The sequence below is a fragment of the Aminobacter sp. P4_D5 genome (assembly GCF_056401815.1).
Map to the genome: position 1 here is coordinate 1 of NZ_JBFUIP010000248.1, position 5,852 is coordinate 5,852.

The 5,852-nt window shown below is 58.8% G+C and carries 8 protein-coding genes; 1 reads left to right on the top strand and 7 read right to left on the bottom strand.

Features of this window, described 5'->3' with window-relative positions:
- The 6 genes from AC1DWF_RS29480 to AC1DWF_RS29505 form a co-directional block, all read right to left on the bottom strand.
- The coding region (locus tag AC1DWF_RS29480; RefSeq protein ID WP_476842390.1) for an amino acid ABC transporter ATP-binding protein at positions 1–574 on the bottom strand (574 nt) is incomplete at its 3' end.
- 68 nt (positions 575–642) lie between these two features.
- The gene (locus AC1DWF_RS29485) at positions 643–1,302 is read right to left on the bottom strand and encodes an amino acid ABC transporter permease (RefSeq protein WP_476789522.1); all 660 of its coding nucleotides are present in this window, start codon (positions 1,300–1,302) and stop codon (positions 643–645) included.
- Positions 1,292–1,951: an amino acid ABC transporter permease gene (locus AC1DWF_RS29490; protein WP_476842391.1), complete on the bottom strand. Its 660-nt coding sequence runs from the start codon at positions 1,949–1,951 to the stop codon at positions 1,292–1,294. Before AC1DWF_RS29490 ends, AC1DWF_RS29485 begins: the two co-directional genes overlap by 11 nt.
- Positions 1,948–2,856, bottom strand: coding sequence for an ectoine/hydroxyectoine ABC transporter substrate-binding protein EhuB (gene ehuB / locus AC1DWF_RS29495; RefSeq protein WP_476786552.1), 909 nt, complete (start codon positions 2,854–2,856; stop codon positions 1,948–1,950). The genes AC1DWF_RS29490 and ehuB overlap by 4 nt, the downstream gene beginning before the upstream one ends.
- Before the next feature lie 111 nt (positions 2,857–2,967).
- Positions 2,968–3,783 (bottom strand): hypothetical protein, encoded by an 816-nt coding sequence (locus AC1DWF_RS29500; RefSeq protein WP_476789521.1) that lies wholly within the window; start codon positions 3,781–3,783, stop codon positions 2,968–2,970.
- 717 nt (positions 3,784–4,500) lie between these two features.
- Positions 4,501–4,668: a hypothetical protein gene (locus AC1DWF_RS29505; RefSeq protein ID WP_476787197.1), complete on the bottom strand. Its 168-nt coding sequence runs from the start codon at positions 4,666–4,668 to the stop codon at positions 4,501–4,503.
- Positions 4,669–4,837: 169 nt separating this feature from the next.
- On the opposite strand from AC1DWF_RS29505, the gene AC1DWF_RS29510 reads away from it, so the two are divergent.
- Positions 4,838–5,554 carry a hypothetical protein gene (locus AC1DWF_RS29510; RefSeq protein ID WP_476787196.1) on the top strand — a complete coding sequence of 239 codons (717 nt, stop codon included), beginning with the start codon at positions 4,838–4,840 and terminating at the stop codon, positions 5,552–5,554.
- A 31-nt stretch (positions 5,555–5,585) separates the two neighbouring features.
- On the opposite strand, the gene AC1DWF_RS29515 is transcribed toward AC1DWF_RS29510, so the two are convergent.
- On the bottom strand, positions 5,586–5,852 hold a 267-nt coding region (locus AC1DWF_RS29515; protein WP_476842392.1), incomplete at its 5' end, for a hypothetical protein.

The window sequence follows — 5,852 nt, forward strand, 5'->3', positions numbered from 1 at the left end:
GGGCGAGCCCGGTCATGACATCGAGCACCTCCTTGACCATCTCGGGATCGAGTGCCGAGGTTGGCTCGTCAAACAGCATCAGGCGCGGGTTCATGCACAATGCACGGGCGATCGCCACGCGTTGCTGCTGTCCGCCCGACAGTTGCGCGGGGTATTTGTGCGCCTGTTCGGGAATGCGGACCTTTTCGAGGAAATGGCGCGCCAGGCTCTCGGCTTCGTTGCGCGGCATGCGAAGAACCCGCCGCAAGGCCAGGGTACAGTTCGACAAAACAGTCAGATGCGGAAACAGGTTGAAGCTCTGAAACACCATGCCGGTCTGGCGGCGGGCGAGAGTTGTCTCCTTGGCGTGGTCGCCCAGCCGGATCGTGCCCAGGGTCACGGTGCCCTGCTGATAGGCTTCAAGCCCGTTCAGGCAGCGGATCAGGGTGGATTTGCCCGAACCTGACGGTCCGCAGATCACGACGCGAGACCCGCTTTGTATGGTGAGGTTGAYCTCCTTCAACACATGGAAGGTGCCATACCATTTGTTGAGCGAGGCGATCTGGACGGCGAGCTGGTCGTCGGTCTGGGTCATGGTTCTCTCTGTGCTTTAAGTGAACAATCTAAGTGTCTGAATTTGCGGAGACGTGACCGACCGCGGGGTTACCGGTTTGTCGGCCCAAGCAGGCGGATCTCAAGCCGCTTGATGGCTTGCGAAATGACGAGTGCAAGACCAAGGAAAATGAGGCCGGCAACCGTTAGCGGCTCGGCGTAGCGATAAGTGTCAGACGCAATGTCGAAGGCACGTCCGAGCATCTCGGGCACCGCCAGCACCGCCAGATAGGGCGTCGCCTTGAGGATCGAAACGAAGTAGTTGCCCATGGGGGCTGCGATATTACGCAGCATCTGCGGGGCGATGACAAAGATGGTGGCATCCATCCGGCTCAGCCCCAGGGCCCTTGCGGCTTCGGCCTGACCATTGGGGATGGCATCGATGCCGGCCTTGAACACCTCTGCGAGATAGCCGCTGTAATAGAAGCTGAGCCCGATGATGCCGACGGCAAGCGCACCAAGGCGAATGCCGTAAAACGGCAATATGAAATACAGGCAATAGAGCCAGACCAGCACCGGCGTTGCCCTGATGAAGTCGATCACGAAGCCGACGAAGAGGCCTCCGACACCGCCCGAGCGGCGGATGAGTTCAAAGCCGAACCCGATGGCCGAGGCACCGAGGCAGCTGAGGGCCGCCACCAGCAAGGTCATGCCGATGGCGCTCAGGATTGTTGGCACCGTCGACAGCGCAAACGCGACATCAAACGCCACGACGCGCCTCCCTTGCCGGGTTGATGCGCCGTTCGGCCCAGCGCCCGAACAGCGCGACCGGATAACAGACGATGAAGTAGGCCAGCAGCAGTGAGGTGTAGATCGGCACAGGATCGTATTCGATCTGGGAGATCTCCTTGGCGCGGAAGGTCATGTCGGTCAGCGTSACCAGCGAGRCCAGCGATGTYGCCTTCACCAGTTGGATSAGCTGGTTGATGAAGGTCGGGCTCATCGCCACCAGCGCCTGSGGCAGYTCRATGCGCAACAAGATGGTGGARCGCTTGAGCCCMAGKGCGTGGCCAGCTTCTTTTTGGCCACGGTCSAGSGCYTGCAGGCCKGCCCTGACGGCCTGGCTKGCATAACCGCCAATGTTGAGCCCSAGCACCATRGCAGCGACTGTCATCGCSGACAGCGCCASTCCGGCCAGGGGCAGGGCGTAGTAGAAGACAAACAGCARRATGATGACKGCAGAGCTGCGCCAGAACTCGATGATCGASGTCACSACAAACCGYRCMGGACCCGTCGTCAGATAYTGGGCGACGCCGAAGACAAGGCCRAAGGGRATGGCAAAGACAAGGCCRTAGAGYGTCACCARGGCGGTGACACGAAAKCCCTGCAGRATGCCGAGCCAGATCTCGAGCATACTCATTTGCCCGCACCCACAGTGCCAGCACCGTCGGTACCCGCGCCATTGCCACAGAGCTTCTCCACGGTGACCGTATTCGGCACGACCTCAGTCTCGCCAAAGCCATATCGGGCCATGATCTTGGTCACCGTGCCGTCCTGCGTCAGGGCAGCCAGTCGTTCATCCCACAGCGCTCTCAGATCCTGGTCTTCGGCGCGGAAGGCGACAGCTGCATAGGTCGCCTGTTCATCTGTCGTCACGAACGGTGTCGCACTCTCCAGGCCCTTGGCCTTGCCGCCCGCAAGCAGCCCGATGACGGTGGGAGACGACAGCACCGTCACATCGATGCGGCCGGAGCGCAGGGCCGAGATGTTGGCTTCGATGTCGGGGAACAGCAGCATACGGTTTTCAGGCACACCGGCTGCAGCCGCATTCTTGACCGAGACACTTCCGCGTCCGGCACCCATGATGATCTCTTTGCTCACAATATCCGCAAAGCTATGGATCTGTTTTGGGTTGCCAGCGAGCACGATGGCGGCGTCGTGCACCTTCAGATCCGGAGACCCGAAGGCGACCTGCCGGCAGCGCTCAGGCGTGATGGAAAGCCCAGAGGCAACGGCATCGAAGCGCCCTGCCAGCAGACCCGGAATCAAGGCCCCAAACTCGGTGACCCGGATATCGAGCTCCTTGACGCCGAGTTCGGAAAAGGCAGCTCTCAGCAGGTCCGGGTGCCATCCCTTGGCCTCGCCAGTGGCTTCATTGCGAAAGCCCCAGGGTGAGCGGTTGTGGATGCCAATGACGATCTTGCCCTCGCGCAAGATCCGCTCCTTGGTGGTCTCGGCCCAAGCCGTGCCACCCAACATGATGAGCACTAGCGCAAAAACTGCACTCCATATGAGTGCGAGCCGCACAGGACTTCTCAAGCTCATTTTCTCTCTCCCATTGTTGTGAAGGTGCCTRCTCGACGGCCGATGCAGGGACGTCTGGTGTGTGTTGGCGCGTGCCATCGCAGTCTCGCCTCCCGCGATCCTGCAGTGGGTTCAGCCTCGCCGCCGGCGGCTTCCGGCAGCCGTCTCGCCGTCTGACATGTATGCGCGGGGTCGGCCGGTCTCGCCGTCCAGGCCGGGGCTGTCGCCAGGCTGATTGCCGCCAAGCTGGCTATCGCCGGGGCGCGGCAGCACGTGCCTGTCGCGGTCGCTCAGGTCCTTGAGATCCGCCAAAACCGACTGAATTTGCGGCCAGGGAAATGACGAAGTGTCATCCACGTTCTCGCCAGCGCCGACTATGACTTTTAGTTTGGCGATGACCCCGACAAGTGACTGTGCGGGTGTGTCTGCCACGGCATCGAGGATTTGGTCTTCAGCTTCAATGGCCTCGATCTCGGCAGCGCGGACCCGCGAGTATCCGACCTCAACATCAAGCGCGTCCCAACGTCTCTGATGATCTGTCAGGGCCGCTTCTTCAGCTGCGGACATCGTGCTGGAAACGGCGTTGTTACAGCGCGCCGGGCTACCAGCCGAAGGCCGATGGTATCCCGGAGCCGAAAGCGATGTGTCCCTCCCGCCGTTACCCGGTCCGTCGCTGGGATCAGAAGAGCCCAGGGCGTTCCTGATCCGTGTCTCCAAGCGCTGCTGCAGTCGACACAGAACCACGACCATGTGGTGTGCTTGTTCCCACTCTTGCAGCAGAACAGCGCATGGGTCGAGCGGCGCAAGCAAACGCGCGGCAAAACTCTCGGCAGGTCCGGTGCAACCTGCAGAGCCGTCAGCTCTCACCTTGTCATCCACAGCATAGCTCCTCCTTCGTCGCCCTGGGATGACGAAGGGCAAAGCTGTGGTATTGTCGGAATCAGTCATGATCCGAGCTCCACTCATTCGGGGGTTGGTAAGATTGGTAAAAGTTCAGACACCCAAGAGGGCGGCGAAAGCAGCCTGGGAGGGCGAATAGAGGAACACGTGAGTTTACCGACGCGTTTAGGACGAAGACTGCGTCGAACTACTGGATGCAGGGCGTCTACCTGAACGGGTTAGTTCGGCATGATTGGTACCTAATTTGTACTGTACTCAGAAACTGCAGCACGACGAGAATAAAGTCAACATGAAAAAGGCAATGTCGCCGGAAATATGTATACTGCCTTCACAAAGCAGAGCGGCGCGCGCGATGCTCGAGCTATCTCGTGTCGAGTTGTCTGAAAGAGCGGCTGTTGGAGAAAGAACGCTGACCGATTTTGAACGGGGGGCCCGGACGCCGTTGCGAAACACGTTGATCGCAATCCGTCGGGCCCTCGAAGACGCGGGCGTCGAGTTTATCGCCGAGAATGGGGGAGGGCCGGGAGTCAGATTGAAAAAGCCACTCTGAAGTCGGCGAGTTGTTTGCCAGACCCATTTTACTGCGCTCAGGGCGGTGGTTGATGGGAGCCACATGGCATTTGATGAGATCGCAATTTCCATCTGATTTGCCTAGCATCGTGATATCGACCTCATTCCAGAGGAAGCTCGCTCAGCATGCGACTTGTTCGTCGTTCCAATGGCATATGATCCTTGTGCTGGTCATATGCAGACAATCCGATCAGATCAGAAACTACCCGCCAGCAGGATCTGAGCGCTTCCGAGATCTGTGACAATATCGCTACGAAACCGAACGCCAACAGTCTGCAGCGGGCTTGTTTCAACATACAGATCATCGACAATCAGATGCACGCGGTTCCATCCGCCGGGATGGGGCTTGTCGCGATCTGCCATCCTGCAGGACCTATTGATCCGCGAACCAACAGCCGCAACTCTCCACGCATCGCACCTACGACGGCAGGCATATGGCTCGACAAAAGTGTTTCACGATAGGTCTTGACGTCGTCATTGGTGTAAGCACTCGCACGGTACATACCGCACTCTGCCAAAACGGATGACAATCATGAAAACGATTTTGCTACTGGCACATCCAGGGCATGAGTTACGGCTCTTTCACTGGATGGAGCGGGTCCGGCCGGTGGTGTGTATATTGACGGACGGGTCCGGCGGAAACCAGTCGTCCAGGACAAAATACTCAAGGGAAACGCTAGCAGCAGCAGGAGCTGAGCCTGGGCCAGTTTTTTGCCAAATGTCCGATCGGGATTGGTACGATGCAATCCTTGCTGGGGACGCTACGCCCTTTCGCAATGTTGCGAATGTGATATTCGAAATTGTCAAGGACGAGACAGCTGTGACTGTCGTTGCTGACGCTGTCGATGGCTACAACCCCGTACACGACTTGACGTCGGCGATCGGGAAAGCGTTGGCTGCAAGGATCACTGCTAATGGTGCAATAGTTACCCATCTGGTTTCCGCTGCCGTGCCGGGCGTTGCGGGCGGCAGCAAGATAGAAATGTTGCTCGACCCTGCCGCGCGCGAGCGCAAGGTCGCTGCACTTCGAGCTTATACACCTCTTGCTGAAGAGGCCCGGCGTATATTGGAACAAGCACCCGAATCCTTTGGGTGCGAGGTGTTGATACGACAAGACTTTAATTGGGAAGAACGAGTTGAGCCGCTATGGGAGACGTTCGCGAAGGAGCGTGTCTCGGCTGGCCGCTATGCAAATCTGATCACCTACGGTGACCATGTCTTGCCGATTGCTCGCGCAATCCTGAGCTAGAGCTGGGGCTAGGTTGCGCCCAGTAGGGTTTCTATGCGCTTAGAGCGATGGAAACGAGGCCGACCCCCAAGCGCCGGAGATCAGCGCTGATCTTGACTTCAGCTGGCGCGCAAGGCTCGTCAATGTGAAACACCAGCCAGATGGGGCCTTCTACCATATATTTGCTCGCTATCGGCACGCTCCACTGCACAATGGGGCCCGTGATTTGTGAGGTGGACGCAGGCGTGTGCTGAAACTGCCGTTTTGATGCGAAGCTCCCGTTTATGATTAGATCAACCGTTATCGTCGGGTGCTTCTC